This is a genomic window from Methylopila jiangsuensis (assembly GCF_027922305.1).
In the GTDB taxonomy this organism is placed as follows: domain Bacteria; phylum Pseudomonadota; class Alphaproteobacteria; order Rhizobiales; family Methylopilaceae; genus Methylopila; species Methylopila jiangsuensis.
In genome coordinates, this window is record NZ_BSFK01000007.1 from 208,926 (window position 1) to 234,656 (window position 25,731).

At 63.9% G+C, this 25,731-nt stretch carries 27 protein-coding genes, 1 tRNA gene and 1 riboswitch; of the genes, 20 read left to right on the forward strand and 8 right to left on the reverse strand.

Annotated elements, in window-relative coordinates; all coding sequences use genetic code 11:
- Positions 1–16: 16 nt before the first annotated feature.
- From PKE85_RS08065 to PKE85_RS08085, 5 genes are all read right to left on the reverse strand, one after another.
- The gene (locus tag PKE85_RS08065) at positions 17–532 is read right to left on the reverse strand and encodes a hypothetical protein (RefSeq protein WP_271204287.1); all 516 of its coding nucleotides are present in this window, start codon (positions 530–532) and stop codon (positions 17–19) included.
- 12 nt (positions 533–544) lie between these two features.
- Entirely contained in the window at positions 545–1,750 is a 1,206-nt protein-coding gene (locus PKE85_RS08070; RefSeq protein WP_271204288.1) for an agmatinase family protein, read from the reverse strand.
- A gap of 88 nt (positions 1,751–1,838) precedes the next feature.
- The gene (locus PKE85_RS08075; RefSeq protein ID WP_271204289.1) at positions 1,839–2,618 is read right to left on the reverse strand and encodes an ABC transporter ATP-binding protein; all 780 of its coding nucleotides are present in this window, start codon (positions 2,616–2,618) and stop codon (positions 1,839–1,841) included.
- On the reverse strand, positions 2,615–3,436 hold the full coding sequence (locus PKE85_RS08080) for an ABC transporter permease (RefSeq protein ID WP_271204290.1): 822 nt from the start codon (positions 3,434–3,436) through the stop codon (positions 2,615–2,617). The genes PKE85_RS08075 and PKE85_RS08080 overlap by 4 nt, the downstream gene beginning before the upstream one ends.
- Before the next feature lie 73 nt (positions 3,437–3,509).
- Entirely contained in the window at positions 3,510–4,568 is a 1,059-nt protein-coding gene (locus PKE85_RS08085; protein WP_271204291.1) for a putative urea ABC transporter substrate-binding protein, read from the reverse strand.
- 100 nt (positions 4,569–4,668) lie between these two features.
- Positions 4,669–4,776, reverse strand: a riboswitch (guanidine-I (ykkC/yxkD leader).
- Between the two features lie 259 nt (positions 4,777–5,035).
- Here PKE85_RS08085 and PKE85_RS08090 point away from each other — a divergent pair.
- The 6 genes from PKE85_RS08090 to PKE85_RS08115 all read left to right on the forward strand — a co-directional run bounded on the left by PKE85_RS08090 (position 5,036) and on the right by PKE85_RS08115 (position 8,957).
- Positions 5,036–5,482: an urease accessory protein UreE gene (locus PKE85_RS08090; RefSeq protein ID WP_271204292.1), complete on the forward strand. Its 447-nt coding sequence runs from the start codon at positions 5,036–5,038 to the stop codon at positions 5,480–5,482.
- Positions 5,479–6,177, forward strand: a complete 699-nt coding sequence (locus PKE85_RS08095) for an urease accessory protein UreF (protein ID WP_271204293.1) — start codon at positions 5,479–5,481, stop codon at positions 6,175–6,177. Before PKE85_RS08090 ends, PKE85_RS08095 begins: the two co-directional genes overlap by 4 nt.
- Positions 6,174–6,806, forward strand: a complete 633-nt coding sequence (gene ureG, locus PKE85_RS08100; RefSeq protein WP_271204294.1) for an urease accessory protein UreG — start codon at positions 6,174–6,176, stop codon at positions 6,804–6,806. Before PKE85_RS08095 ends, ureG begins: the two co-directional genes overlap by 4 nt.
- Before the next feature lie 13 nt (positions 6,807–6,819).
- Positions 6,820–7,701, forward strand: a complete 882-nt coding sequence (locus tag PKE85_RS08105; RefSeq protein ID WP_271204295.1) for an aldose 1-epimerase family protein — start codon at positions 6,820–6,822, stop codon at positions 7,699–7,701.
- A gap of 281 nt (positions 7,702–7,982) precedes the next feature.
- A tRNA-Leu gene (locus PKE85_RS08110) sits at positions 7,983–8,067 on the forward strand.
- Between the two features lie 617 nt (positions 8,068–8,684).
- Positions 8,685–8,957, forward strand: coding sequence for a hypothetical protein (locus PKE85_RS08115; RefSeq protein WP_003168944.1), 273 nt, complete (start codon positions 8,685–8,687; stop codon positions 8,955–8,957).
- 18 nt (positions 8,958–8,975) lie between these two features.
- On the opposite strand, the gene PKE85_RS08120 is transcribed toward PKE85_RS08115, so the two are convergent.
- On the reverse strand, positions 8,976–9,752 hold the full coding sequence (locus PKE85_RS08120; RefSeq protein WP_003168943.1) for a 2-keto-4-pentenoate hydratase: 777 nt from the start codon (positions 9,750–9,752) through the stop codon (positions 8,976–8,978).
- Positions 9,753–10,072: 320 nt separating this feature from the next.
- Between PKE85_RS08120 and PKE85_RS08125 the strand changes: the two genes are divergently transcribed.
- The 14 genes from PKE85_RS08125 (at position 10,073) to PKE85_RS08190 (ending at position 24,327) form a co-directional block, all read left to right on the forward strand.
- A complete protein-coding gene (locus tag PKE85_RS08125; RefSeq protein WP_003168942.1) occupies positions 10,073–11,218 on the forward strand; it encodes a porin in 1,146 nt (381 codons plus the stop codon).
- A 64-nt stretch (positions 11,219–11,282) separates the two neighbouring features.
- Positions 11,283–11,591, forward strand: a complete 309-nt coding sequence (locus PKE85_RS08130) for a hypothetical protein (protein WP_003168941.1) — start codon at positions 11,283–11,285, stop codon at positions 11,589–11,591.
- Between the two features lie 407 nt (positions 11,592–11,998).
- A complete protein-coding gene (locus tag PKE85_RS08135; protein ID WP_062068714.1) occupies positions 11,999–12,361 on the forward strand; it encodes a hypothetical protein in 363 nt (120 codons plus the stop codon).
- A 35-nt stretch (positions 12,362–12,396) separates the two neighbouring features.
- Complete coding sequence (gene dapA / locus PKE85_RS08140) at positions 12,397–13,305, forward strand: 4-hydroxy-tetrahydrodipicolinate synthase (protein ID WP_003168936.1); 909 nt, start codon at positions 12,397–12,399, stop codon at positions 13,303–13,305.
- 172 nt (positions 13,306–13,477) lie between these two features.
- A complete protein-coding gene (locus tag PKE85_RS08145; protein WP_003168934.1) occupies positions 13,478–13,681 on the forward strand; it encodes a hypothetical protein in 204 nt (67 codons plus the stop codon).
- Between the two features lie 54 nt (positions 13,682–13,735).
- A complete protein-coding gene (locus PKE85_RS08150) occupies positions 13,736–13,984 on the forward strand; it encodes a hypothetical protein (RefSeq protein ID WP_003168933.1) in 249 nt (82 codons plus the stop codon).
- Between the two features lie 475 nt (positions 13,985–14,459).
- Positions 14,460–14,549 carry a K(+)-transporting ATPase subunit F gene (gene kdpF, locus PKE85_RS08155; RefSeq protein WP_067179871.1) on the forward strand — a complete coding sequence of 30 codons (90 nt, stop codon included), beginning with the start codon at positions 14,460–14,462 and terminating at the stop codon, positions 14,547–14,549.
- A 30-nt stretch (positions 14,550–14,579) separates the two neighbouring features.
- Positions 14,580–16,283 (forward strand): potassium-transporting ATPase subunit KdpA, encoded by a 1,704-nt coding sequence (gene kdpA, locus PKE85_RS08160; RefSeq protein ID WP_271204296.1) that lies wholly within the window; start codon positions 14,580–14,582, stop codon positions 16,281–16,283.
- A 227-nt stretch (positions 16,284–16,510) separates the two neighbouring features.
- On the forward strand, positions 16,511–18,580 hold the full coding sequence (gene kdpB / locus PKE85_RS08165) for a potassium-transporting ATPase subunit KdpB (protein ID WP_003168930.1): 2,070 nt from the start codon (positions 16,511–16,513) through the stop codon (positions 18,578–18,580).
- 72 nt (positions 18,581–18,652) lie between these two features.
- Positions 18,653–19,225 carry a potassium-transporting ATPase subunit KdpC gene (gene kdpC / locus PKE85_RS08170; RefSeq protein WP_003168929.1) on the forward strand — a complete coding sequence of 191 codons (573 nt, stop codon included), beginning with the start codon at positions 18,653–18,655 and terminating at the stop codon, positions 19,223–19,225.
- Positions 19,226–19,283: 58 nt separating this feature from the next.
- Positions 19,284–21,989, forward strand: coding sequence for a sensor histidine kinase (locus PKE85_RS08175; RefSeq protein ID WP_231746267.1), 2,706 nt, complete (start codon positions 19,284–19,286; stop codon positions 21,987–21,989).
- The gene (locus PKE85_RS08180; protein WP_003168927.1) at positions 21,986–22,681 is read left to right on the forward strand and encodes a response regulator transcription factor; all 696 of its coding nucleotides are present in this window, start codon (positions 21,986–21,988) and stop codon (positions 22,679–22,681) included. The genes PKE85_RS08175 and PKE85_RS08180 overlap by 4 nt, the downstream gene beginning before the upstream one ends.
- Positions 22,682–22,727: 46 nt before the next feature.
- Positions 22,728–23,180, forward strand: a complete 453-nt coding sequence (locus PKE85_RS08185) for a PTS sugar transporter subunit IIA (protein ID WP_003168926.1) — start codon at positions 22,728–22,730, stop codon at positions 23,178–23,180.
- 103 nt (positions 23,181–23,283) lie between these two features.
- The gene (locus tag PKE85_RS08190) at positions 23,284–24,327 is read left to right on the forward strand and encodes a LysR family transcriptional regulator (protein ID WP_082635186.1); all 1,044 of its coding nucleotides are present in this window, start codon (positions 23,284–23,286) and stop codon (positions 24,325–24,327) included.
- Between the two features lie 28 nt (positions 24,328–24,355).
- On the opposite strand, the gene PKE85_RS08195 is transcribed toward PKE85_RS08190, so the two are convergent.
- Entirely contained in the window at positions 24,356–24,577 is a 222-nt protein-coding gene (locus PKE85_RS08195; RefSeq protein WP_003170511.1) for a DUF2274 domain-containing protein, read from the reverse strand.
- Positions 24,574–25,698, reverse strand: a complete 1,125-nt coding sequence (locus PKE85_RS08200; RefSeq protein WP_197413744.1) for a TraB/TrbI/VirB10 family type IV secretion system protein — start codon at positions 25,696–25,698, stop codon at positions 24,574–24,576. The genes PKE85_RS08195 and PKE85_RS08200 overlap by 4 nt, the downstream gene beginning before the upstream one ends.
- Positions 25,699–25,731 lie beyond the last annotated feature (33 nt).

The following is a 25,731-nucleotide window of genomic DNA, read 5'->3' on the forward strand; positions in this document are numbered from 1 at the left end:
CGGTCTCCTGGGAGGGTCATGCGGAGCGGGTTTCGATCTGAGAGGCCTCCGTGCGGTCGTTGAGCGCCCGCGCGGAAGCGTAAGGGAGGCGGACCACCTGCTGGCCGTCGTGGAACACGAAGGCGAGTCGACGGCGGCGCGAGGTCATCTTGGCCGGAAGCGGGTCGTAACGCACCCCCCCGCCGCCAAGCAACGGGGCCACGGCGCCCACGTCCACCATGTCCTCCAGCTCCACGCGCAGCAGGTGAAGGCGGCGTCCCGCGGCGTCCTCGCCCACGAAGGGCACGCCCGCCATGCGCAGGAAGCTGGTGACGTCGGAGGCGGAGGCGAAGCCCTCCGCGAAGGCCGCCTCCACCAGGTCGAGATCGGTCGCGCGCGGGTCGTCCGGCGCGTCGTGAACGTGGTCGTGGGGCAGGTGCGGCGTCTGCCACTGGGTGGCGCGCGCCGGCGGGTGGTTGTGTCCGTGCCCATGGGCGTGGCCATGGGAGTGGTGGCCGCCGTGGTCGTGGGCGTGGTCGTGTCCGTAATGCATCGGCTTAAGCCCTCAGTAGCTCACCGGCTTGTCGATGATGGACTTGTGCTTGCCGAGCGTGCCGTGGGCCACCATGGAGCCCAGCGCCTCCACGATCACGCGGGTCGCGAACAAAGCGGTGATGTCGGAGGTGTCATAGGGCGGGGAGACCTCCACCACCTCGAGGCCGCAGATGCCCGGCGCGGTGACCAGTCCGAGGATCTTCAGCGCCTCCCGGGGCAGGAAGCCGCCGGGCTCCGGCCAGCCGGTGCCGGGCACGAAGCCGCAGTCGATCGAATCCACGTCGAACGAGACATAGACCGCGTCGGCGTCCTTCCAGGCGAGCTCCAGCGCGATCTCGGCGGTCTTTTCGAGCCCGTATTTCTCGATGTCCTCGATGGTCAGCACGTTGGTGTCGCGGCGGCGCGCCTCGGAGACGCCGTAGCGGGGCACCTGCCAGCCGCCGATGCCGAGCTGCACCAGATTGGTCGGACGCACGTTCGGCAGGTTGGTCGCCCAGAACCAGGGCGTGGTGTGCATGCGCTCGTCGAGATCCTTCTCCTGGATGTCGATGTGGCGGTCGAAATGGATGATGCCGATGCGCTTGGAGGTGCATTCGGCGATGCCGCGCACGCAGGGGAAGCCGATGGAGTGGTCGCCGCCGATCATCACCGGCAGCGCGCCGGAGGAGGCCACATGGGCCACGCCGCGGGTGATCTGGTCGAACGATTTCTCGAGGTTCGCCGGGATGGTGAACACGTCGCCCGCGTCGCACAGCGTCATGGATTCGCGCAGGTCGACGCCGAGTTCGTAATTGTAGGGCGTGTAGAGCGCGGAGATGCGGCGCACGCCCTGCGGGCCGAAGCGGGTGCCGGGGCGGTAGGTGGTGCCGCTGTCGAACGGGATGCCGAGCACGGCGGCGTCGTATTTGCCCACGTCCCGCACGTTCTCCACGTAGGGCGCCTTCATGAAGGTGTTGATGCCGGCGAAATGGGGCAGCTCGCCGCGGGCGAAGGTCGGGATCGACTTGTCGGTGATGGAGTCTGCGCCGGGCAGGCCCATGTCCAGCGCCCACTGCTGCTCCTTGCGCCACATGGTCTCCGGCAGCCGGCTTTCGGCGTCGAGCGCCTTCCAGCCCTGGGTGTCCATCTTGGAGAAGTCGGGGTGGTGGCGGCGGCGGCGGGTGCGCGCGGGCGCAAGGCCGGCGAGGCGGGTCCGGCGGACAGGCGATGAGGTCATTCGGCGTCTCCTTGGGAAAGGCTGGCCGTCTTCCCGGGGCCCGGGAACGTCATCAGCGGGGGAACTCGGCGCTTCTGGGCGCGCGGCGTCATTGCGCGGCCATGGTTTCGGCGGGGGGCTTCAGGAAGCCCAGCACCGGCACGGGACTGTCGCGGGTGAGGTCGAGGTCGTAGGTGATCTTGGCCCCGAAGCGGCCGGGCGCCTGGGGGTCATGGCGGGTCTTGTCGAAGGCGATGACGCGGGTGCCAAGGCCGAAGGCCTCCTTCAGGTCGTGCGTCACCATGATCACGGTCATGCCGAGCCGGGCCCAGAGCGGCTTCAGCAGCGCGTGCATCTGGGCGCGGGTGCCGGGGTCCAGCGCGCCGAAGGGCTCGTCCAGCAGCAGCACCTTGGGGTCCTTCGCCAGGGCCTGGGCGATGGCGAGGCGCTGCTGCATGCCGCCGGACAGCGCGCTGGGGTACTTGGTCCGGTGGGGCGCGAGGCCCACCGCCGTGATCAGGTCGTCGGCCTTCTCGATGGCGGCCCGACGCTTCGCCCCGAACAGGCGGGCGGCGAAGCGCGACTCTCCGAGCTCATAGGCCGCCAGCACGTTGCCGAGCACGGTGAGGTGCGGGAACACCGAATAGCGCTGGAACACCACGCCCCGGTCGGCGTCGGGCTCGTCGCGCAGCGGCTGGCCGTCCAGCGTCAAGCTCCCGCGGGTCGGCCGGTCCTGCCCCAGCACGAGGCGCAGGAACGTGCTCTTGCCGCAGCCGGAGGGGCCGACCACCGACACGAAGGAGCCGGAGGCGATGTCGAGGTTCAGGTTCTCGATCACGATCTGGTCGCCGAACTCGACCCAGACGTCGCGGACGGAGATGGCGCTCATCGGCGTTCCCCCACATAGGCCCAGGGGAAGGCGCCGCGGGCGAGCTTCGCCAGCGCGAAGTCCATCAGGAAGGCGAGCAGGGTGATCCAGGCGACGTAAGGCAGGATCACGTCCATGGCGAGGTAGCGCCGCACCAGGAAGATGCGGTAGCCGAGGCCGCTGTCGGCCGCGATCGCCTCCGCCGCGATCAGGAACAGGAAGGCCGGTCCGATCTGCAGCCGCACGGTCTCGATCAGCCGCGGCAGCGCCTGCGGCAGCGCCACGCGCAGCACCGTGGTCCAGGTGGAGGCGCCCAGCGTCTGGGCCTTCACCAGCTGCTCCACCGGGATGGCCTGCACCGTCATGGCGATGTCGCGCACGATCGGCGGCGCGACGCCGATCACGATCAGCACCACCTTCGACATCTCGCCGAGCCCGAACACGATGAACAGGATCGGCAATATCGCCATGGGCGGGATCATGGAGATCACCGCCACCAGCGGGCCGCCCATGGCGTTCGCGGCCGGCAGGACGCCGAGCGCCACCCCGAGCGTCAGGCCGATCAGCGTGGCGAGCCCAAGCCCGAGCGCCAGCCGCTGCAGGCTCGCGACCGTGTCGGAGACCAGCACGATCTCGCCCGAGCGGCGGTCCGGCTCGGTCGCCATGCGGGCGGTGGTGTCCGCCATTTCGGAGATCGGCGGCAGCAGCTTGTCGTTGGGGTTGGCGGCCCGCCGCTCGGCGGAGCCGAAGACATAGACCAGCGCAAGCAGCAGGAAGGGCATCAGGGCCAGCAGGACGCGCGCGCCCCCGCCCGGCCTTATGTTCATCGCACGACGCATGGAGTTCTCCGATGGGCTGCGGGCATGCGTTGCAGGCCCGGACGGCTCTGGGGGAGAGCCGTCCGGGCGAACGTCAGAGCCTTCCGTCGGCGGCCATCTGCATGAAGGTGGGGTCGAAGCGCAGCTTCACATTGGCGGCGTCGCCCAGCGTCTTGTCCCCGGCGAAGCCGATGCCGACCACGTCCTTGCTCTTGGCGCCGTCGCCCAGCAGACCGTGGTCGAAGGAGAAGGTGCGGACGAGGTCCATGGTCTTCATGATGTCGGGGCTGGTGGCGAAGGCGACCGCGTCCGCGGGTTTGGCGAACAGCTTGGTGGCGGCGAGCTGCGCCTCGAAGCCGGCGAGGTCGGTGCCGGACTGCTTGGCCATGGCTTCGCGGGCCTCCTTGCCCTTGGCGCCGGGGTCGGCGACGAGCGCGAGCGTCTCGTACCAGATGCCGGCGAGCGCCTTGCCGAAGTCCGGGTTGTCCTTGAGCGTCTCGGTGTTCACGCCGAGCAGGTCGATGATCTCGCCGGGGATCTTGGAGCTGTCGAACACGGCGTTCGCGCCGGGCTCGGCCTTCACCTCCGCCAGCAGCGGGTTCCAGGTGACGACGGTGGTGGTGTCCGGGGCCTTGAAGGCGGCGACCATGTCGGCGTCGGAGGTGTTGACCACCTTGACATCCTTTTCCGCCAGGCCGGCGCCGTCCAGCGCGCGGGCGAGCAGGTAATGGGAGACCGACAGCTCCACCAGATTGATGCTCTGCCCCTTCAGCTCCGCCACCGTCTTGGCGGTCTTGGAGACGACGCCGTCATTGCCGTTGGAGAAGTCGCCGACGATCAGCGCGGTGGTGTCGACGCCGCCCGCGGCCGGAATGGTCAGCGCGTCCATGTTGGTCAGCGTCACCCCGTCGAACTTGCCGGCGGTGTACTGGTTGATGGACTCCACGTAGTCGTTGATCTGCGTGACCTTGATGTCGATGCCGTATTTGTCGGCCCATTTCTTCACGATGCCGCTGTCCGCGGCGTAGGGCCACGGCATCCAGCCCACATAGATCGTCCAGGCGATGTCGAAACTCTTCTTCGGCGCGGCCTCCGCCGGCGCGGCGAGCGCCGCGGCGGAAAGGGCGAGGGCGGCGATGAACCTGCGCAGCATGGGGACTCCTCGGATCGTTCGGCCCGCGGGCCGGTGGCGTCGTCAAGGAGTTCGCGCGCACGGGACGGAGGTCGGTCCGTGGCGACGAACCCGTGCAGTGACCTCCCGGGTTTTTCCCCCGCCGTGTCTCCCCGCATGCGCTCGCGGGAAGAGCGTCTCTTGGACCAGCGCCGCATGACCTGCGGCCGGAACCCTAGACGCTCTGCACGCCAACGACAGAGCAAGCGGCGTGCCAGAAAGGCCCGCGCCGCCCAAACGCTTTGCAACCCGTTCATTCCACAGCGACGCGAGGGGGATCGCCGCCGCGATCCGAAGCTGGCCGCCGCTGTTTGAGGCGCCGCCCCGTCGGGCATTCCGGCGCGGCGGGCGCCGCGAAGTTGGGCGCGGGCGTTTCTGGACAGGCCGGCCGGGGGCGCCCATAGTCCCCGCGGTTTCTCCTCCACGCACGAAATCGGTCATCCGACGCCATGATCCGCGCCACCGCCGTCCTTCGCCGCGCCGCGGTCCGTCCCGAGGCGGCGGCCGACGCGGTGACGCTGGATCACGACGGCCGGCAGCGACGGCGCATGACGCTCACCTGCGACGGCGGGCTGGAGCTGCTGCTCGATCTGGAGCGGCCGGCGGGGCTTCAGGACGGCGACGCCCTGAGGCTTGAGGACGGCCGCACGGTGCTGGTGCGCGCCGCGGCCGAGCCGCTGCTGGAGATCACCGCCGAAACGCCGCTGCGGCTGGCGCGGCTGGCCTGGCACATCGGCAACCGCCACACCCCGGCCGAGATCGGCGAGGACGCGATCTGGATCGAGCCGGACCATGTGCTGGCCGAGATGGCGCGCGGGCTCGGCGGAGCCGTGCGCGAGGTGACGCGCCCCTTCGCGCCCGAGCGCGGCGCCTATCACGGCCACGCCCACGCATGAGCGCGGCCTCCGCCGGCGACGACGTCGGCCTGCTGCGGCTGCTGACCTGGCTGTCGCCGTCGTTTCCGGTCGGCGCCTTCTCCTACAGCCACGGGCTGGAATGGTCGGTGGAGACGGGCGACGTCGCCGACCGCGCCGCGCTGGTCCACTGGCTTGAAACGCTGCTCGCCCACGGCGGCCTCGGCTCCGACGGGGTGGTCTTCGCCCGCGCCTACGACGCCATGGCGGACGGCGACGCGCGCGCCCTGCGCGAGGCGGCGGAACTCGCAGCCGCGTTCCAGCCGAGCCGGGAGCGGCGGCTGGAGACCCTCAACCAGGGCGCGGCCTTCGTCACCGCCATCCGGGCGGCGTTCCCCACCGCCGCGCTCGACCTGCTGGCGCGGGCCTGGGACGGGCCCGTGGCCTATCCGGTGGCGGTCGCCGTCGCCTGCGCCGGCCATGGCGTGGCGCGGCGGCCGGCGCTGACCGCGTTTCTCCACGCGGGCGTCGCCAATCTGGTGTCGGCCGCGGTCCGGCTTGTCCCGCTCGGCCAGACCGACGGCCTGCGGGCGCTCGCGAGCCTTGAACCCGCCATCGGCCTTGCGGCTATAAAGGCGGAGGCGACGCCGCTGGCGCGCCTGTCGGGGGCGGCGCTGCGCTCCGACATCGCGTCCATGCGCCACGAAACCCAACGCACGAGGCTGTTCCGCACATGACCGCGACCTCCCAGAACGGCCCCTTGCGCGTCGGCGTCGGCGGCCCGGTCGGCTCCGGCAAGACCGCGCTGATGGACGCGCTGTGCAAGGCCCTGCGCGATCGGGTGCGGCTCGCGGCCATCACCAACGACATCTACACCAAGGAGGACGCCGAGTTCCTCACCCGCTCCGGGGCGCTGGCGCCCGAGCGCATCCTGGGCGTGGAGACCGGCGGCTGCCCCCACACCGCCATCCGCGAGGACGCCTCCATCAACCTCGCCGCGGTGGACGACCTCAACCGCCGCTTTCCCGATCTGGAGCTGGTGCTGATCGAGAGCGGCGGCGACAATCTGGCCGCCACCTTCTCGCCGGAGCTTGCGGACATCACCATCTACGTCATCGACGTGTCCGCCGGCGACAAGATCCCCCGCAAGGGCGGGCCCGGCGTCACCCGCTCCGACCTGCTGGTGATCAACAAGATCGACCTCGCCCCCCATGTGGGCGCGAGCCTCGAGGTGATGGACCGGGACGCGAGCGCCCAGCGGCGCGGCAAGCCCTTCGTCTTCGCCAACATGAAGACGGGCGAGGGCCTCGACGCCATCGTCGGCTTCATCGCGCGCGCCGGCGGCCTCGCCGCGGCGGCGGAATGAGGGGAGGGCGGCCATGAGCGACGATGTATGGGAGATCGCGGGCGCCGGCGTCACGGCGCGGGTGAAGGCGGCGGGCGCGGAGCTCGTCAGCCTGAAGGACGCGGACGGCCACGAGCTGCTGTGGCGGGCCGGCCCGGAATGGCCGCGCCACGCGCCGGTGCTGTTTCCCATCGTGGGCCGGCTCAAGGGCGACGCGCTGCGCCACGGCGGCGAGGCGCGGCGCCTGACGCAGCACGGTTTCGCCCGCGACCGCGCCTTCGGCTGGGTGGAGCGCAGCGCGACCCGCGCGGTCCTGCGCCTGTCCGACGACGCGGAGACCCGCGCGGTCTACCCGTGGCCGTTCCTTCTGACGCTGGACTATGCGGCGGACGGCTCGACGCTGAGCGTTGGCGCCACGGTGGAGAATCCCGGCGCCGCGACGCTGCCCTTCGCGCTCGGCGCCCATCCGGGCTTCCGCTGGCCGCTGGTGGACGGGATCGCCAAATCCGACCATGCGCTGGTCTTCGCCGCGCGCGAGACCGGGCCGCGGCTGCCGGTGGTGGACGGCCTGCTGGGCGCGCCGGCGCCGTTGCCCTTCGACGGCGAGACCCTGACTCTGAGCGAAGAGCTGTTCGCGGACGACGCGCTGGTGCTGCCGAACGTCGTGAGCCGCGGGCTGCGCTACGAGGCGCGGGGGAGCGATGGCGCGCCGCTGCGGGCGCTGACGTTTTCGTGGGAGGGCTATGGCGATCTCGGCGTCTGGTCCAAGCCCTCCGGCGCCCCGTTCCTGTGCGTCGAGCCCTGGGCCGGCATGGCGAGCCCCGTGGACTGGGACGGCGCGTTTGCGGACAAGCCCGGCCTGACGCTGCTGCCGCCGGGCGCCTCCGCCCGCTTCGTCTGGAGCGTCACGGTCTGAGGCGCCGGACGTCTGGCGTTTCGCCGGGCGGCGCCGTATAGCGGGCGAAGGCGTGGTCGCCTCACCGCGACCGCCGCGGCGCCGTGCGGGCGTGGCGGAACTGGTAGACGCAGCGGACTCAAAAAGGGGTTTGTCTACCAATCCACAAAAAATCACGGCGAGTTTAAAGCGTCGTATTTTCAGGGGCTTGGGAAAGAAGGAAAATTCGCTGCGGATATTCGGTTTTCGCTCTAGGTGCAGTATAGGTGCAAAGAGCGTCGGCTAGAATCGGCGGCAAGTGTGCGGGTGTGGTGGAACTGGTAGACGCGCCGGATTCAAAATCCGGTTCCGAAAGGAGTGTCGGTTCGATTCCGACCACCCGCACCATCTCTTCAATCGAGTCATCGCTTCGCGTCCCAGAGGGCCAGTCCGCGCTGATTGCACTTGCGGGTGATGCTCGTCAGCCTGTCAGAATGTGAAGGCTTGCGAAATGCGTGTTTTCATTCGACGGCTTCGTCCACCCAGGTGAGCGAACCGTTGATGGCGCTCCCTTAGCGTGACCAAAGCTGGCCGTGGAAACTGCGGATTGCTTTAGCCGCTGCTATGCGCGCGTGAGCATTGCCAAGCACATATACGCGACGGCTCGACAGCAACGAATCGTGGGATATCGGCACCGCCCAATGAGCTTTTTCCGGTAAAGTCATACGCTGGCTCAGAAGTAAAATCCATTTACTTCGCTGACGTGCCGTCCCTCTCGAATTCCTATGCAGCAGCATCCTAGAAATAGCTGCGCACTGGAGCGCCGAGGGAGCGCTCATCGCAAATGGCTGGAAATGATAGGGTCCGGAAGAATCAGAACGAGGCGCCGCACCCTCAGAAAGAGCCAGGGAATGGTGGGCTTGGCTTGCTGCTTGTCCTGGCGATTACCGCGATCGGCGTTGGGTATGTCGGCTACCGGCTGTCCCTCGTCTTCGGCCTGATCTAACGAACGATCCAGGCGTGTTATGCGGTTAGACGAGCAGTCGCGAGAGCACATTGGGCGCTATGGCATCAAGCTGGTCGTCGCTGCGGCAATCGCCTACATTCTGAAGAGCGAGAACTTCCTTGCCACATTCGCGCTGTGGACCGGCATATACGGCGTAATGGCCGTCGCTTACGCAGTTCATCGCGGCGAACGATTCGGCAAGACCAGGTTCACCTATTGGGATGAGGCTCTATGGTTGGCGGCGACGGCGTTGGGTCTCTACATTTTCAGTGGCCATCAGTTGGCCGTCTGATCGGCTGCTTCTGTTGGTTCAAAGAAACCGTGCGGATGCGTCGCCAACGCCTGACAACTCGACCTTCAGTTCCTGACCAGGAAGGACTTGCAGCAGCATCGGGATGATCGATCCGGTTGCTACGATATCGCCGGCGCTGAGATAATTGCCTCTGGCGATCAGGTCATTCACGAGCCAGAGCGCAGAGTTGATCGGATCAACCAGCCCCTCTCCCGATGCCGACTGAAACACTGGAACGTTGTTGATCGACGCTCGCATGTCGATTCTGTCCATGGCCTCCAGGCCTGTTGGCTCATGATATTTGTCGACGATCGTCGAAACATGGAACGCATAGTCAGCAATGGCGGCCAGGTGTGGTTGCCCAGTCAGGTGACCACGTCGCCCGACAAGACAGATAGACGGTTGGTAGCTCAGGATCGCCTTGCAAAATTGATCGCGAGTGATGGGCCAATGGTCCGCCCCCAGGGGACCGCCCATCGTAAAGACGATTTCGCATTGTGCCCCGATGAAGCCTTGGGGAAGCCGGAACGGCCCGTGGGAGTCCTGAAGAACTGTTCCGACAGGGATCGGGCAGTAGATGGGACTGGCAAGGCCAAGCGTGCCGCGGATGGCGGGGCAAGTGCCTATCAGGGCGTAGCCTACCGCGTCATTGGCGAAGGCCGAGATTGCTGCTGACTGCACCGCCCAGGCGTCATCCTCGCTTCGAAGCAGATCGAACGGGATATCTGAGGTAATTCCCTGCCGACGGTTTTGGCAAAGCAAGTTAGCGAGATAGTCGAGATTCTGGTCAATCATAGAAGCACACTCCCGCGCGAGAAAGGGCGCAAAGTCGTGCTCAGTCAAATAAAAATCCGACTATATAAGTACGTATATTTTTGTCAGGTCCTTTTCTTATGAAAATACTATCGCAGCGCGGCTGAGCTCCCGTCGAAATAATATGCGGCTCTATCTAGCTTGAGGGTCCCACCAAACCGGAAGGACCTGAAGGTATGAAGCCGCTTAAACCGTCCCTCGCACCCGCCGCAACGGCCACAGCCGAGGCCGGTCGTCCAACAAGACCGGGGTCGGAGCGTCGGAAGACGCTTTGCCGGAGCGCGGTTGGCGCGGTCGCGATCATGGCCGGTTCGATGATGGGTCTTGGCCAGGCAGCGGCCGAACCCCTGAGCGCGCCGAGCTTTGGTGGCCCTCTGCGCCCGAACCCCGATCCGATGAGCATGGATGCGGGCGTGTTTGGTCGCCTTCATATCACCGGCCAGCTCACAGGCATCGGGAATGCGCAGACGAACGGCATTCCCGGCGTCGATCCGCGAACGACAGATCCCCTCGTCGATATCGGCAATGCCCAAATTCAGGTGCAGACAACCGGGGCGCCCTTGACGTTCTTCGTCCAGGGCGGTGTCTACTCGCTGCCTTCTTTGGGCTCGGCCTATACCCGCGCAACCGACGTCACCGATCAGTTGTACGGGCCGGTGCCGGTTGCTTATGGCAAGCTCGAGCTGTCGCCGAATTTCTCAGTGCAGGCGGGTTTGCTGCCGACGTTGATCGGCGCGGAATCGACCTTCACCTTCCAGAATATGAATATCGCGCGCGGCCTGCTCTGGAACCAGGAGCCGGCGATCAGCCGCGGTGTTCAGGTGAACTATAGCAATGGACCGGTCAACGCCTCGGTGTCGGTCAATGATGGTTTCTACTCAGGGGATTACAACTGGGTATCCGGTCTGGTGTCTTATGCGGCGACGCCGTCGAGCACGATCACGCTGGTCGCCGCAGGCAACTTTGCAGAGTCGGGCAAGACCGGCGCCGCGACGCCACTGGCGCAGAACAACAGCAGCATCTTCAATGTGATCTACACCTATGTCGACGGCCCGCTGACGCTCCAGCCCTACCTGCAATACACAACGGTCCGCTCGAACAGGGACATCGGTATTGATCGCTCGGCCGAAACATTCGGCGGAGCGCTGCTGGCTCGCTATGCCATCAATGAGAATTTCTCGATCGCTGGACGTGCCGAGTACATCGCTTTAAGCGGAGGAGATTGCGGCGTCGCCGCAGACTGCGCCCCCACCAATCTGCTCTACGGGCCGAAAAGCAGGGCGTGGTCGCTGACGGTGACGCCGACCTACCAGCGCGGGATCTTCTTCGCGCGTACCGAGCTTTCGTACACCCGCATCGATCGGGTCACCGAAGGCTACGGCTTTGGGTCCAACTTCGACAAGCGCGACCAGGTACGCGGGATGTTTGAGGCCGGGGTGCTTTTCTAGGACGGGCGCGGGCGGAAATGCGGAGCCACCGGCTCCGCAGACCCACTGCGAGCTTAGGTGAAACATGGGTTTGGAACAGATCATATCGAAATTGGAGGCTCCTCAAGCCACAGCGACTGTGTATCCGGTCCTGCCCGTTCTCTGGGTCTATCGGAACTATGATGATCGCTGGACTGTGCATCTTGAAGGTGAAGACTCCGAATGGTGCCACCCGACGCGCAATGATGCGGTCGGTGCGGCAAGGCTGATAGGCGAGAGCTACGGCTGCTACCGCCTCTATCTTCAACTGACAGACGGTCGCTTCTGCCTGGAGATGATGAACCTCAGTCGGCGGCGCGAGCCGCGTCAGATGGGGAGCGAGGGCGAAAATTGAGCCGGGCTGTACCAAGCAAGCGCCAAGTCTCCCGACACGTCTTCCGCTGCGCCGTGGAGATCATCGCTCTGGTGGTGATCGCCGGTTGCGCTGTTCTTGCTTCCGCAGGCCCCAGCATCTACCTGGTGCTCAGAAATGGCGGCTGAATGCAGATTTTCGGGCCGTCCTGCTCACCCCAGGTTGCCACGACCGAAACCGAGGTTCAGCAAACGCGAGCGACGCCGTAGATCGGAATACCTGCTTCTGATGTTTGCTGCGAGCTGTGCCGCGGTGCAGGTCGTCGCCATAGTTTTTCTGAGAGCGGCATGACACGCCCTGCTGCTCCCGCTCTCCAACCCGACGACCGAAGGCGGGCTATCGGTGAAAGCCGTCTGGCTGAGTTGCCAGGCCTGAGGACGCAGTTGGAGATGGCCAGAGTCCTCAAGGAGCACCACATCTGGCTGGCTGTGAGGATTATCGAGGAGCGCGAAGACCAGCCGCAGTTTCGACGGCACCGCCGGCTCCGGGATCTGCTCGAAGCAAATGCGTTGCTTGAAGCGGTTCTCGAACTCGGAGCGCATCTGCAGCCAACGCGGCACCCTTGGTCGATGGGCCGCTCGGGAGATCGGTGGCGGTGTCGCATGGCCTGGAACGATCGCGGCAATTTGCGCAGGTGCGTGGGCCGACACGACGATCTGGCCGCTGCCATGCTGATCGCATTGCTGGGCTCCCTCGATCGTCGCCGGCGCCGGCCGAAAGAACTCTCGCAAGGTGGAGAAGAGGCAGCATGAAACCCAGTGGCGACCCTCCGTTATTCGGCGGTCTGATGACCGCACTTGTCACCCCGTACAGGGGTGAGGCTATCGATTTCGACGCCTTGGCGGAGCTGGCCAACTGGCAGATCGACCAGGGCGTACAGGGTCTTGTCGCCTGCGGCACTACGGGCGAGGCGCCGACCCTGTCTCATCCGGAATGGGCGGCGGTGATCCGCTTGTGCGTCGAGGTCTCCAATGGCCGTGTGCCGGTGATCGCCGGCTCGGGCACCAACGACACCCGGCGTACCGTCGAATTGACCTGCGAGGCGGCTCGCCTTGGCGCGGACGGAGCTTTGGTCGTCACGCCTTACTATAGTCGGCCGAGCCAGGAGGGCCTGTTCCGGCATTTCGAGAGCGTCGCGCAAGCTGCCGAGCTGCCGATCATCATCTATAATGTGCCTTCCCGGACGGCCGTCGATATCAAGATCGAAACGCTCGACCGCCTTGCGCACCTGCCCGGTCTTGTCGGCGTCAAGGACGCAAGCGGAGATCCGACGCGGGTAAGCACGATGGCCGTCCGCTTCGGCGATCGTTTCACGCAGCTTTCCGGCCATGACCGATCCATGCTGGCTTTCATGGCGACCGGCGGCGACGGCGCCATTTCGGTCGTGTCGAACGTCGCCCCGATGCTGACAGCGGCGATGATCGGCGCGGTGCGGAAGAGTGCCTATCTGGAAGCTCGGCGCATCAACGCCCATCTTTTCCCGCTGATCGAGGCGCTGGAGCTTGAAAGCAATCCATGCCCGATCAAGCTCGCGTTGCATTGCGCGCGCGGATACTCGCCCGCCGTCCGCCTTCCGCTGGTCGAGGTTTCCGATGGCACCGCAGCAAGAATACGCGCGACCGTGGCGGAGATCGACTCCTTGGAGATCGATACGTCTCTGGTCGCCGAGAGGTCTCTCGTCCCCCTCTCGGCCTGACCGGGTCTCCTTATAAGAACAGCATGATGCTGCTGTGTTCTCCAATGAAAATACTATGAAATCCGGCTGTCCGTGAAATGGAGAACAAATCCCGACATCTTTAAATTCAACGTATCGGCAAAAGGCATCATTTGACTCGACGCGTGGAATGGCCTGCCGATACCGAGAAAGGATGTCTGCGATGTACCCTCGTGGTTACTATTTCTATGCGATGCAACAACAGAACAAGGCCAACCCTGGGCGGACGGATGGCGAAGCCAAGGTTGCCGTGCGCTCGGATGAGCCGATGGCCGACGTTGGAATGTTCCTGCGGCTCGGAGTCGTGATGGCCCTCGTGATTGCGGCTGTCGCCACAGTCACCGCGTTGGCCGGCTAGCGCGCCAACGACGTCCACAGCTCACTCTTCAACGAACAATCAGGATCATCTTCCATGGCAAGCGCCATTCAGCCGAAAGAGCCTCCCCAACCTCTGAACCATTTTTTCGTCGGCCAGGACAACCGAGGATGCTGGACCGTCCGCGATGAGCGTAACCTCGTCGGCGGCTGCTTTGTCAGCAAGGATGCGGCGATTCACTTCGCCCGTCAGGAAACCAATAACGCGCCAGGGGCTGTGATCTGCATGGCCGAAAGCCAGCGCCTGAGCCTTGACCCGCTGTTTGGACGCCGGGCCGCCGCCTAGCCGGTTGCTATCGATGACCCGCTCACGCTCGCTGACGTTACCGTGACGAGTGAGATGGAGAAGTAACTCTTCTCGTTGACATAAGCAAAGCCTGCCGCCTCTACCGAGTCGGCGGGCTTTTTGCTTGCCAATGGGCGGTTTGGCAGAAATTCCTATGGAATTTTTATGCGCGCCGCCAAAATAACTATTGGATTCCTATTTTTTGAGGCCCCGTCCTCTCTCGAACCTATATGCGGTTCGCGTCCATATTTCCGCCAAATTCCTCCTCCGGCACCCGTGCGTACGCAAGGGCGCGCTGGAAGAATTATAGCTGTGGCTTGCCAGGTCTTCCGTCTTGGCTGGTCATTCGTATCAACTTCGGCGCCGGAGGCGAAAGCAATGGACGTTATTGTGCTGGCAATAGGTGTTGGATTTTTCGCACTGATGTTTGGATACATCAGAGTTTGCGAAAAGCTCTGACCGGGAGAAATCAATCATGATCTTGGAATACTTCCTCGGAGCAGCCGTTGCGGTCTTTGTGACTGGCTATCTGCTCTATGCCCTCGCTCGTCCCGAGCGGTTCTGATCAAGACAGTAGCTCGGAAAGAAACCACCGATGACAATAAATGGATGGATACAGATCCTGGTCTTCGCCGGGATCATCATCGCGCTGGTGAAGCCGCTCGGCGGCTATCTCACCCGCGTCCTGAACGGCGAGCGTACACTCCTTTCGGTCATTTTTGGACCGCTCGAACGGGGACTGTACCGCGTCGCTGGAACGAATGAGAAAGAGGAGCAGCATTGGACGACCTATGCGCTGGCCATGCTGCTCTTCAACCTCGCCGGCTTCACGGTTCTCTACGTCGTTCAACGTCTCCAGGGAGGGTTGCCGTTCAACCCTCAGGGTCTGGGGGCGGTTGAGCCGACCAGCGCTTTCAATACCGCTGTCAGCTTCATGACCAATACCAACTGGCAGGGCTATGGCGGCGAGACCACCATGAGCTACCTGACCCAGATGGCCGGTCTTACCGTGCAGAACTTCGTGTCGGCAGCGACAGGCATCGCGATTGCGGTCGCATTGATCCGCGGCTTCTCTCGGGCATCTGGCAAAACGGTCGGCAATTTTTGGGTCGATCTCACCCGCATCACGCTCTACGTCCTATTGCCGATCTGCTTTGTCGGCAGCCTGGTGCTTGTATGGCAGGGCGTCCCGCAGAACCTCAACCCATACACTATCGCAACGACCGTCGAAGGCGCGCAGCAAACCATTGCTCAGGGTCCGGTCGCATCTCAGATGATGATCAAGCATCTGGGAACCAACGGTGGCGGCTTCTTCAACGTCAACGCCGCGCACCCGTTCGAGAATCCTAATGCCTTCACCAACCTCATCCACATGGTCTCGATCTTTGCCATTGGCGCGGCTCTGACCAACGTGTTTGGACGCATGGTCGGCAGCGAGAAGAAGGGCTGGGCCATCTTCACCGCCATGGGCGTTCTGTTCCTCGCCGGTGTCGCAATCACCTATTGGGCCGAGGCCGCGGGCAATCCGCTTCTCCATTCGCTTGGCCTTGAGGGCGGCAACATGGAAGGAAAGGAAACCCGTTTCGGCATCCTCACGTCGGCACTCTTTGCAGTCGTTACGACCGCTGCATCGTGCGGCGCGGTCATATCGATGCACGACAGCTTCATGCCGCTGGGCGGGATGATCCCGATCATCAACATGATGCTCGGCGAGATCATCATTGGCGGTGTCGGCGCAGGCTTCTACGGCATCATCCTGTTCGTCGTCGTCGCGATCTTCGTGGCAGGGCTCATGGTCGGGCGGACACCCGAGTATCTCGGCAAGAAGATTGAGGCGAAGGAAGTGAAGATGGCCATGCTGGCCGTCTTGTGCCTGCCTCTTTCGATACTTGGCTTCACCGCGATAGCCGTAGTGCTCGACACGGGCGTGGCTTCGATGGCGAACGCAGGTCCGCACGGGTTCTCCGAAGTTCTCTATGCCTACACATCCGGCACGGCGAACAATGGTTCGGCCTTTGCAGGTCTTTCCGCCAACACGCCCTGGTACAACATCACGATTGGCCTGGCGATGTTGATGGGACGCTTCATGGTGATCGTTCCGGCGCTGGCTATCGCTGGCTCCTTGGCCGCCAAGAAAACGGTTCCTGAATCCAGCGGCACCCTGCCTACGACCGGGCCTCTGTTTGTCGGTCTTCTGGTGGGCGTGATCCTGATCGTCGGCGGCCTGACGTTCTTCCCTGCCTTGGCGTTGGGTCCGATCGTCGAGCACTTCGCCATGTTGGCGGGCCAGACTTTCTGAGAGCCGCGATGACGGCCAAATGGCTGAGATCGATCCGATTTGTCGTGAACCCTCGCTCCTGGTTTGAGGAGCGAGGGGCGGCCAGACCGCCCAGGGCATCGACGATCATTCTCGGCATGACACTGGCTTTGGGGGGCGTGGTGCTCCTCGCCAAACTTATCACTGAATTGCTCGCGGCGGCGTGACCGAGTGGTTGGCCCCCAAGAACAAACTCGCTGGAGTTTCTTATGAACCAGTCCAAATCCGCGAGCATGCTGGACGCTCGCATACTCGTTCCGGCCATAGGAGATGCGTTTCGGAAACTGAATCCGAAAAGCCTCGCTAAAAACCCGGTCATGTTCGTCGTCGCCGTCGTGTCGGTCCTGACGACGGTGCTCCTGCTCAAGGACATTGCTACAGGAGCCGAAAGCGTTGGCTTCTCTCTGCAGATCGTGCTGTGGCTTTGGTTCACCGTGCTGTTCGCCAATTTCGCAGAGGCCGTGGCCGAAGGGCGCGGCAAGGCGCAGGCTGAATCGCTTCGGCGAACCCGCACGGAGACCCAGGCCAAGCTGCTCTCGAACGGCGGCTCCGACTACAAAATGGTGCCGGGCGCCACGCTGAAGGTCGGTGACGTCGTTCTCGTCGAGCCGGGCGACATCATCCCCTCTGATGGCGAAGTCATCGAGGGTGTGGCCTCGGTGAACGAAGCGGCGATTACGGGCGAGTCAGCTCCGGTCATCCGCGAGTCTGGCGGGGATCGCTCTGCCGTCACAGGTGGCACCCAGGTCCTTTCCGACTGGATCAAGGTCCGGATCACGGCTGCGGCCGGCTCGACCTTCATCGATAAGATGATTGCTCTGGTCGAAGGCGCCGAACGCCAGAAAACGCCGAACGAGATCGCGCTCAACATCCTGCTTGCGGGAATGACGTTGATCTTCGTCCTGGCCGTGGTGACCATTCCGAGCTTCGCGACCTATGCGGGCGGGTATGTTCCCATCATCGTTCTGGTCGCCCTGTTCGTCACGCTGATTCCGACCACCATTGGCGCGCTGCTGTCGGCCATCGGCATTGCCGGTATGGACCGGCTGGTCCGCTTCAATGTTCTGGCCATGTCCGGCCGCGCCGTTGAGGCCGCCGGCGACGTCGACACGCTGCTGCTCGACAAGACCGGCACGATCACGCTCGGCAACCGTCAGGCGAGCGAGTTCCGGCCGATCCGGGGCGTCACCGAAAAGGAACTCGCCGATGCAGCGCAGCTTGCTTCGCTTGCCGACGAGACCCCCGAAGGCCGCTCGATCGTCGTGCTCGCTAAGGAAAAATACGGCATCCGCGCACGCGACATGGCGAGCCTCAACGCGACGTTCGTGCCGTTCACGGCGCAGACCCGCATGAGCGGCGTCGACCTGGAGAGCTCTTCCGTCCGTAAAGGCGCGGTCGATGCGGTCTTGAAGCATGTCGAGCTTGCCACGGTTGCGACAGGCAGCCCCCGTGCTTCTGCTGAAAGCGTCCGTGAGCTCCAGGCTATCGCCGACGAGATCGCCAAGGCAGGCGGCACGCCGCTCGCCGTGGTGAAGGATGGCCGCTTGCTCGGCGTCATCTATCTCAAGGACATCGTCAAGGGCGGCATCAAGGAACGTTTCGCCGAGCTGCGCCGCATGGGCATTCGCACGGTGATGATCACCGGCGACAACCCGATGACCGCGGCGGCTATCGCTGCCGAAGCCGGTGTCGACGACTTCCTGGCGCAGGCGACGCCGGAGAACAAGCTGGCCCTGATCCGTGAGGAACAGGCCAAGGGCAAGCTGGTCGCCATGTGCGGCGACGGCACCAATGACGCCCCGGCGCTCGCCCAGGCGGATGTCGGCGTCGCCATGAACACCGGCACGGTCGCAGCCCGCGAGGCCGGCAACATGGTGGATCTCGACAGCGATCCGACCAAGCTGATCGAAATCGTGGAAATCGGTAAGCAGTTGCTGATGACGCGCGGCGCGCTGACGACGTTCTCGATCGCCAACGATATCGCGAAGTATTTCGCGATCATCCCGGCGATGTTCCTGGCGTTCTATCCGCAGCTTGGTGCGCTCAACATCATGGGCCTTGCTTCACCGCAGAGCGCTATCCTGTCGGCGATCATCTTCAATGCCCTCATCATCGTGGCGCTGATCCCGCTGTCGCTGAAAGGCGTGAAGTATCGCGCGATCGGAGCCGGTTCGCTGCTGTCCCGGAATCTCCTGATTTACGGGCTGGGCGGCATTCTCGTGCCCTTCGCCGGTATCAAGCTCATCGACATGGCCATCACAGCCGCTGGCCTCGTTTAGTCGAAAGCGGTCACCAGAGACACAATCCGCGAAGCGATATCCATCAGCAGCGGACCATTCAGGACAGAAACGATGCTCAAGCAAATCAGACCCGCGATTTTCTTTATTGTCGCACTAACCGTCATCACCGGTCTCATCTACCCCCTTAGCGTGACCGGTATCGCGCAGGCCATTTTTCCCCAACAGGCCAATGGGAGCCTCATTGAACGTGAAGGCGTGGTCATAGGCTCCGAACTCATCGGCCAGAACTTTGCCGGCGAGCGCTACTTCCACCCGCGTCCTTCGGCTGCCGGTTCAGATGGCTACGATGCCGGCGCTTCCAGCGGCTCCAATCTTGGCCCCACCAGCCAGGCGCTTCGTGATCGCGTCGCAGCCGATACTGAGGCTCAGCGGGCCGCGAACGGTGGCGCAGCGGTCCCCATGAACCTTGTTACGGCCTCTGGCAGCGGCCTCGATCCCCATATTACGCCTGAGGCCGCCTACTTCCAGGTGGGCCGTGTCGCCAGAGCGCGCGGCATCGATGAGGCCACGGTGCGCGTACTGGTCGATCAGCACGTCGAGCAGCGCATACTCGGCTTCCTGGGAGAACCCGTGGTCAACGTTCTCAAGCTGAACCTGGCGCTCGACAGCGCCAATAGAGGCTGAATGAAGTTGTCAGGACGGCTATAATAGCCGTCCTGACCGTTGATCCGGAGTTCATGAAGTGTCTGACGACCCAATACGAGAGCAGAGCCGTCCATCGCCCGATGCATTGCTGGAAAGTGCGCAGCGGGAGACGCGCGGCCACCTCAAGATCTTTCTTGGGGCGGCGCCGGGTGTGGGCAAGACGTACGAGATGCTCATGTCGGGCCGGGCCCAGCGCGCAGACGGCGTCGATGTTGTCATCGGGGTGGTCGAGACCCACGGGCGGGCGGAGACCGAGGCTCTGGTCGAGGGGTTCGAGATCGTTCCGCGCCGCACTGTGCCGTATCGAGGGCATGTGCTCGATGAGATGGATATCGACGCAATTCTGGCGCGCAAGCCGGCGCTGGTCCTGGTGGACGAGCTCGCCCATACCAACGCGCCGGGCAGTCGCCATCCGAAGCGCTATCTCGATGTCGAGGAACTGCTCGCGAACGGCATAGACGTCTACAGCACCCTCAACATCCAGCACGTCGAAAGCCTCAACGACGTGGTGGCGCAGATCACACGGATTCGGGTGCGCGAGACCGTTCCGGATTCGATCATTGACCGCGCCGACGATATCGAAATCATCGACATCACGCCGGGCGACCTGATCAAGCGCTTGAACGAGGGCAAGGTCTATCTGCCCAAGACCGCGAAGCGTGCGACGCAGAACTACTTTTCGCCGAGCAACCTGACCGCGCTGCGCGAACTTGCGCTTAGGCGGACAGCGCAGCGCGTTGACGATCAACTGGTGACGCACATGCAGGCGCATGCGATCGCCGGGCCGTGGTCGGCCGGCGAACGCGTCCTGGTTTGCATCAACGAACGCCCTGGAGCGATGGCGCTTGTGCGCTCTGGCCGGCGTCAGGCGGACCGCTTTCGTGCGCCATGGGCCGCGGTTCACGTCGAGACGAGCAAGGACGCCCGACTCTCCGAGCAGGATAAGGACAAGATTGCCAGCGCCTTGCGTCTTGCCGAGCAGCTCGGTGCCGAGACTGTTACCCTGCCCGGCGAGAACGTTGCGCAAGAGATCCTGGCCTACGCATCCACCAACAACTACACACACGTCATCGTCGGCATGCCGACCTCGCCCAGGTGGCGGGAGATCTTCGCGGGCTCCGTTTCGCATGATCTGATCCGCGCCAAGACGGATGTGAGCGTTCATGTCATCTCGCCGGGCAACGGCGAGGAAACGCGATCTCCAGCGACAGTCAGCGCGCGGCCCAAACGACGAGTCGACTTCGGCGACTATCTGTGGAGTTCGCTCTACGTCGCCATGGCGTTGGGTATTGGAACGGCGCTGTCGCGCTTTCTGGATGTCCGCAACATCGCCCTCGTCTTTCTGATGGCCGTGCTGGCCTCGGCGATGGGCGGCGGCCTCTGGCCGGCGCTGTTCGCTTCCGTATTGGGCGCGCTAGTCTTCAACTTCTTTTTCCTCGAACCGCGCTACACGCTGGATATCGGCGATCCCGAGAGCGTCGTGGCCTTCGCGTTTTTTCTCGGCGTTGCGGTTGTTGCCAGCAATCTGGCGGGCCGGGTGCAAAGGCAAGCCGTGACGGCGCGCCAGCGGGCCAAAACGACCGAGGGCCTTTATCTCTTCAGCAAGAAGCTCGCCGGCGCCGGGACCTTGGGCGACGTTCTCTGGGCCACGGTCTATCAGATCGCTTCCATGCTTCAGGTCAGGGTCGTCGCTCTGCTGCCTGAGAACGGCCGTATCGCGGTCCAGGCGGGTTTCCCGCCCGATGACACGCTCGACGATGCCGATATTGCGGCGGCCCAGTGGGCCTGGGAGCATGACAAGCCTGCAGGGCGTGGGGCGGATACGCTGCCGGGAGCGAAGCGCCTTTACCTCCCTCTGAAGACCGGCAGAACACGGGTCGGCGTCATCGGTCTGGACAATGACAAGCAAGGGCCGGTTCTGACGCCCGCAGAACAGCGGCTTTTCGATTCTCTGGCGGATCAGGCTGCTCTGGCGATCGAGCGGATCCAACTTGTCGCCGATGTCGACAATGCGCGTCTGGCCGCCGAGGCGGACAAGCTGCGCTCCGCGCTTTTGACGTCACTATCGCATGACCTCAAGACGCCTTTGGCGTCGATCCTCGGTTCGGCGGGAGCGCTGAGAGACTATTCGACGTCCCTGACGGACTCCGGCCGGGTCGAACTGCTAACGACGATTGTCGAAGAGGCCGAACGGCTGAACCGGTTCATCGCGAACCTGCTTGACATGACCCGGCTGGAATCCGGCGCTGCGGCGGTGTCGCTGACGCCACTGTTCATCGGTGACAGCGTCGGCAGCGCCCTGCGCCGAGCTGAGAAGATTTTGGCTCTCCATCGGGTCGACCTTGCCGTGCCGCCCGATCTGCCGATGGTCCGGCTCGATCCGGTCTTGTTTGAGCAAGTGCTGTTCAATCTGCTCGACAATGCCCGCAAATACGCACCTTCAGGGTCGCGGATCGGGCTTCGGGCGTGGGCCGACGAAAGCCACGTCACATTGCAGGTCGTCGATGAAGGGCCTGGCATTCCGCCCGACGATCTCACCAGAATTTTCGACAGTTTCTATCGCGTCCGGAAGAAGGACCACGTCCAGGCTGGAACCGGGCTTGGACTTTCCATCTGCAAGGGATTTGTCGAGGCGATGGGCGGAACGATTTTCGCGACCAACCGGGCCGACAGACCCGGCGCCATTTTCACGCTGCGGTTTCCGATCGGACCGGAGCCCTCGACTTTGGAAGGAAGGATATGAGTACGTCCGTAGTCAAGATTCTCGTCGTCGATGACGAGCCGCCGATCAGGAAACTTCTGCGCGTCGGCCTGACAGCCGAGGGCTATGCCATGGTCGAGGCTGCAAACGGCGAGGACGCCGTCGCGCTGCTCACAGAGGAAAAGCCCGATCTCATTCTGCTTGATCTCGGGCTGCCCGATATTTCCGGCCATGAGTTGCTTGAAAGGTGGCGGGCCGAGCTTGTCGAACTGCCGATCGTCATCCTCTCCAGCCGGACCGATGAAACGGGCATCGTCAAGGCGCTGGAACTGGGTGCCGATGACTATCTCACCAAACCATTCGGGATGCGCGAGCTGGCGGCGCGCATTCGGGTGGCGCTCAGGCACAAGCTCCAGCAGCAGGGCGAACGCCCGATATTCCAGGTCGGCGATCTCTCGGTCGACCTGGTGAAGCGGATCGTCAAGGTCGCAGACAAGGAGGTGAAGCTCTCACCCAAGGAATACGAAATCCTGCGCATTCTCGTGCAGCACGCTGGCAAGGTCATCACGCACCAGCACATCCTCAAGCATGTGTGGGGCGGCTCGACCGATGTCCAATATCTGCGGGTCTATGTCCGCCAGTTGCGGCAGAAGATCGAGGCCACGCCCGATCAGCCGCAATATATCCTTACTGAAACTGGTGTCGGTTACCGCCTCCGTGAGCCGGAGCAGTGACCGCGCGCGCTCGTCCACGGGCGGGCGACTTAACGTGAGTACTCCTATGAACCTGTCATCTGCCATCGCACCAGAGGACGTGATCCTTGATCTATCCATCTCGACAAAAGCCGTCCTGATCAAGAAGCTGGCCGCGCATGCGGCCGCCCGCACCGGGCTGACTGAGGAAACGATCCATACAGCTTTGCTAGGGCGCGAGCGTCTGGGTTCGACCGGCATCGGCCATGGCGTCGCCATGCCTCATGCGCCGGTTCCCGGACTTCAGGCATCCTTCGCCGCGCTGATGGTGCTGAAGAAGCCCATTGAATTCGAGGCAGTGGACGACCTTCCGGTCGATGTTGTCTTTCTCCTGCTCTCGGCCCCCGAAGGCAGCAACGAGTACCTGAAGATTCTCGCCGCGGTCGCACGCCGGACCCGCGATGAGCAGGTCATGAAAATGCTGCGCGGCGCGAAGACCGCGACTGCCGCGTATTCGGTCCTGGTAGAGCAGCCGGTATGAGGAGTTTCCGACGACCGGATCGACAAGAGGTCGCGGAAGTCGATGGCTTCGCCCGAAAGGCGGGACCGGGACAGATCGTAGTTGTTTTTTTCAAAGGGGACCGTTGCCCAAGGCCAATGGTCTTGAGGGAGTTATCGCTTCCTCCGCCGACAGACTGAAGGTCGAGTGGATGGAGGAGGAAAACCAGGACTCAGAGGGGCCTTCTTTTCCTCCTGTGTCCGCGAAGATCCCGTTTGACCTGAGCTCGCTTCAGTATGTCGTGGCGGCGGCGGACTACCGCTCCTTTCGGCGAGCTGCGGAGGCGTTGGGCCAGTATCCGGCGACAGTGAGCCGGGGCGTGCAACGCATTGAGGATGTGGTGGGCGTTTCGTTCTTCGAGCGATGCCCTTCCGGGATTCGCCTGACTCATGCCGGAGAGCAATTTGTCGCCGCCGTCCGTCCAGCGATTGAGCAGATCATGCGAGCGACCCAAACCGCCGGCGCGGCGGGCCGCGGCGAAAACGGAAGCCTGAGCATCGGCGTTCTGACGTCGCTTGCGGGCGGCTTTCTGAGGGAGCTCATCGAACAGTATGCCTTGTTGCACCCCGACGTATCCATAGAGATCAGGGATGGAGGAAGGGCCGAACACATAGCCGCACTGCGGTCCCGGCAACTGGATATCGCTTTCTTTACCGGGAAGGGCGCGATCGCCGATTGTGAAACTGCCGAGCTCTGGCAAGAGCGGGTACATGTTGCCTTCTCGGCGGATCATCATCTAGCCGAGCGTGAGTCGATTGAATGGTCGTGGCTCCGCGACCAGAAATTCCTGGCGACGAAATGCGCGCCCGGACTCGAGGTCCACGATTACATCGTTCGTCGGTTGGCGGATTACAGCACCTATCCCGCCATCAAAATCATGCCATGCAACCAAGAGACCTTGATGAACATGGTCGCTATCGGCAGAGGCATAACCGTGGTGTCGGCCGGCTGGAGCTTTGTTTCCGTCCCCCGGCTCGTACTGCGACCTCTGGTCGAGGACGAAGACATAGTCCCGTTCAGCGCAGTTTGGGCGCCTGGCCGGGATAACCCGTCACTTCGACGTTTTCTTTCGCTAGCCTCGAGACTAGCGTCCAAAGACTCTGGAGAGCGCCTGCGGCGGCTTATCTGATCTTGCCGAACCGGGGTCCGGGTCGCGATCACTCGCGATTTCGGCGCGCTTTGGCGAACCCCCGGTCCGTCGCCATGAACCGCTCAAGCATCGGAATAATGAGCTTTTTGGGGTCGATGACCGGCTGGCCGGATTCACGGCCAAGCGCCTCCGCATAGGCACTGAGGTCACGGTGAAGGGCGCCGGGCAGATCCAGGGTTATCTTCACCGGTTTATCCTCAGCGATCGGGCCGAGCTTCAGTTTTGTCATTGCGCTGCTCCATAGGGTTCGAGCACCAGGTCGCGAGTGACGATCACGCGGACCGGGAATCCCGGCCGGATTGTCAAAGTGGGCGCGACCTGCAACTGACGGCGGATGATCTGCTGGCCAGCGTCATTGATGGTGTCCTGGGCGCCGTCGCGAATGGCGCGGATCAGACGGTCCTCATCGTCTACGGCGATCTCGGCGCCCACGGCGAGAAGGGTCGACAACCCGGCGGCTTTCGCAAGGTCCCACCAATGGTAGTCGACTCCGTCCTCAAGGCCGGCATAACCTTGCGTGTCGGCGCCGGGCTGGCGTTCCAGGACGATAGAGCGCCCGTTCGGCAAGATCAGCCGGTTCCAGACCAAGAGCACGCGGCGCTGTCCGAAACCGACATCATTGCTGTATTCGCCGATGATACGGGTGCCCTGGGGGACGAGCAGGATGCGGCCGGTGGGACTGTCATAGATGTGCTCGGTCACCTGCGCGGTGATCTGGCCGGGAAGGGCGGAGCGGATGCCGGTGATGAGGGCGGCGGATATCACTGCGCCGGCCTGAAGCACATAGGGCGATGCCGGCGCCATGACGCGATCTGGCGACACCGTTCGCCGATCGACGGCGGCATTGAGGAAAGCGCTCTGCCGGTCTTGGGCGGTTGGCGTTCCAACCTGCCCCGGGAGACCGAGACCCGCCAGTGACGGATTGCTCATGCCGGGGCTTGCGGGCGGCGCGCCCGTTCCGGGTCCGGTTTGGAAGAACACCCGGCTCGTTCGGGCAGCTTCTTCCTCGGCGAGACGACGTTGCTCCTCGGGATCGACCTGAGGTGTCACCATTGCTGGCGGCACGACGGGCTGGCCGCGGTTCTGGGCGTCGAGGATCGGACCGCCGAGATCGCCCGGCAAAGGCGGGCCGAGGACCGGTCCGGTATAGTCGCGCGGCAGTCCCGCAAGACCGTCGGCAGTGGTTCTGTTCTCCGTGGAATAGAGCTCCTCGTTGCCAGGCCCGCCTTGGCGCGTCTGCAACGCATAAATCAGAGCGCTGCCGATGCCGATGCTGGCGACGAGGCCGACACCAGCCAATACCTTTCGGGACAGCCGGGTGACGCGCGGAGGCTCAGCGCGCAGCCGCATGGTCGAGGTTGACTCGACAGTGGGACCGGCGGG

Bases quoted from the DNA above. Each gene is read 5' to 3' on its own strand.
- PKE85_RS08180 (WP_003168927.1), top strand. From the start codon at position 21,986: ATGAGTACGTCCGTAGTCAAGATTCTCGTCGTCGATGACGAGCCGCCG.
- PKE85_RS08200 (WP_197413744.1), bottom strand. From the start codon at position 25,698: ATGCGGCTGCGCGCTGAGCCTCCGCGCGTCACCCGGCTGTCCCGAAAG.
- PKE85_RS08195 (WP_003170511.1), bottom strand. From the start codon at position 24,577: ATGACAAAACTGAAGCTCGGCCCGATCGCTGAGGATAAACCGGTGAAG.
- PKE85_RS08095 (WP_271204293.1), top strand. From the start codon at position 5,479: ATGAGCGCGGCCTCCGCCGGCGACGACGTCGGCCTGCTGCGGCTGCTG.
- PKE85_RS08135 (WP_062068714.1), top strand. From the start codon at position 11,999: ATGGCCAGAGTCCTCAAGGAGCACCACATCTGGCTGGCTGTGAGGATT.
- PKE85_RS08185 (WP_003168926.1), top strand. From the start codon at position 22,728: ATGAACCTGTCATCTGCCATCGCACCAGAGGACGTGATCCTTGATCTA.
- PKE85_RS08125 (WP_003168942.1), top strand. From the start codon at position 10,073: ATGGCCGGTTCGATGATGGGTCTTGGCCAGGCAGCGGCCGAACCCCTG.
- PKE85_RS08105 (WP_271204295.1), top strand. From the start codon at position 6,820: ATGAGCGACGATGTATGGGAGATCGCGGGCGCCGGCGTCACGGCGCGG.
- kdpC (WP_003168929.1), top strand. From the start codon at position 18,653: ATGCTCAAGCAAATCAGACCCGCGATTTTCTTTATTGTCGCACTAACC.
- PKE85_RS08115 (WP_003168944.1), top strand. From the start codon at position 8,685: ATGCGGTTAGACGAGCAGTCGCGAGAGCACATTGGGCGCTATGGCATC.
- PKE85_RS08065 (WP_271204287.1), bottom strand. From the start codon at position 532: ATGCATTACGGACACGACCACGCCCACGACCACGGCGGCCACCACTCC.
- PKE85_RS08090 (WP_271204292.1), top strand. From the start codon at position 5,036: ATGATCCGCGCCACCGCCGTCCTTCGCCGCGCCGCGGTCCGTCCCGAG.
- PKE85_RS08070 (WP_271204288.1), bottom strand. From the start codon at position 1,750: ATGACCTCATCGCCTGTCCGCCGGACCCGCCTCGCCGGCCTTGCGCCC.
- PKE85_RS08120 (WP_003168943.1), bottom strand. From the start codon at position 9,752: ATGATTGACCAGAATCTCGACTATCTCGCTAACTTGCTTTGCCAAAAC.
- kdpA (WP_271204296.1), top strand. From the start codon at position 14,580: ATGACAATAAATGGATGGATACAGATCCTGGTCTTCGCCGGGATCATC.
- kdpB (WP_003168930.1), top strand. From the start codon at position 16,511: ATGAACCAGTCCAAATCCGCGAGCATGCTGGACGCTCGCATACTCGTT.
- PKE85_RS08150 (WP_003168933.1), top strand. From the start codon at position 13,736: ATGGCAAGCGCCATTCAGCCGAAAGAGCCTCCCCAACCTCTGAACCAT.
- PKE85_RS08130 (WP_003168941.1), top strand. From the start codon at position 11,283: ATGGGTTTGGAACAGATCATATCGAAATTGGAGGCTCCTCAAGCCACA.
- kdpF (WP_067179871.1), top strand. From the start codon at position 14,460: ATGATCTTGGAATACTTCCTCGGAGCAGCCGTTGCGGTCTTTGTGACT.
- PKE85_RS08085 (WP_271204291.1), bottom strand. From the start codon at position 4,568: ATGCTGCGCAGGTTCATCGCCGCCCTCGCCCTTTCCGCCGCGGCGCTC.
- PKE85_RS08145 (WP_003168934.1), top strand. From the start codon at position 13,478: ATGTCTGCGATGTACCCTCGTGGTTACTATTTCTATGCGATGCAACAA.
- PKE85_RS08080 (WP_271204290.1), bottom strand. From the start codon at position 3,436: ATGCGTCGTGCGATGAACATAAGGCCGGGCGGGGGCGCGCGCGTCCTG.
- ureG (WP_271204294.1), top strand. From the start codon at position 6,174: ATGACCGCGACCTCCCAGAACGGCCCCTTGCGCGTCGGCGTCGGCGGC.
- dapA (WP_003168936.1), top strand. From the start codon at position 12,397: ATGACCGCACTTGTCACCCCGTACAGGGGTGAGGCTATCGATTTCGAC.
- PKE85_RS08075 (WP_271204289.1), bottom strand. From the start codon at position 2,618: ATGAGCGCCATCTCCGTCCGCGACGTCTGGGTCGAGTTCGGCGACCAG.